The organism is Rhodococcus sp. P4_F3_2, from assembly GCF_056401335.1.
Window position 1 is genome coordinate 1 of the sequence record NZ_JBFUJN010000121.1, and the last position, 643, is coordinate 643.

Consider the following 643-nt stretch of genomic DNA (forward strand, 5'->3'; position numbering starts at 1 on the left):
TCCTAATATGCTGCTGTTTCAATTCATTTTTCCTTTATTTGCACCATTTTTAGACCTTTTATTTGTTTTGAGGCTATGTACTGGAGATCTGAAACATTCGTCTCTTCTATACGGGTGCTACTTTATTGTTGATTTTCTTGTTTGCTTAGTGGCCTTTAGATTAGAGCGAATAAGCAGTAAACCATTGATTGCTCTAGTGATACAAAGAATTGTGTATCGCTACTTATTACTATGGGTAGCTTGGAAGGCAGTTTTAGCTGCATTAAAAGGAACAAAAGTAGGGTGGAACAAATTAAAACGCTCCGGAAACTTGCAGGTAACACGAGACAGTTCAACTGAGAGAACTGGGTGAAATTGCACTATTTAACGAGGTTAATTAGCTTTTGCTGATTAACCTTTTTTATTAGAAAAACAGTAAAGAGTTCGCTTAATAATGATAGTTAAAAGAACCTTCATTTTTACGCGTATCCATAGGGATCATTCACATCCCTTTTTTGTTCATTAAAATGCTGTTCTGCGTACGTACGTATCCGTTCCTTCTACCTATGGTAAAATGTCAGAGAATAACGCTTATTTGACCAATTCAGTACAGTTGTATCAACAGAGGAAGCTTCTTCTTAGAAAACTTTTCATAGTATAAAGA

1 protein-coding gene is annotated in these 643 nt (G+C 35.3%); it reads left to right on the forward strand.

The features are described 5' to 3' along the window. Nucleotides 1–352 (forward strand): hypothetical protein (locus AC1DWA_RS33045; RefSeq protein WP_477917651.1); only part of this gene is annotated, 352 nt, incomplete at its 5' end. Nucleotides 353–643: the final 291 nt, after the last annotated feature.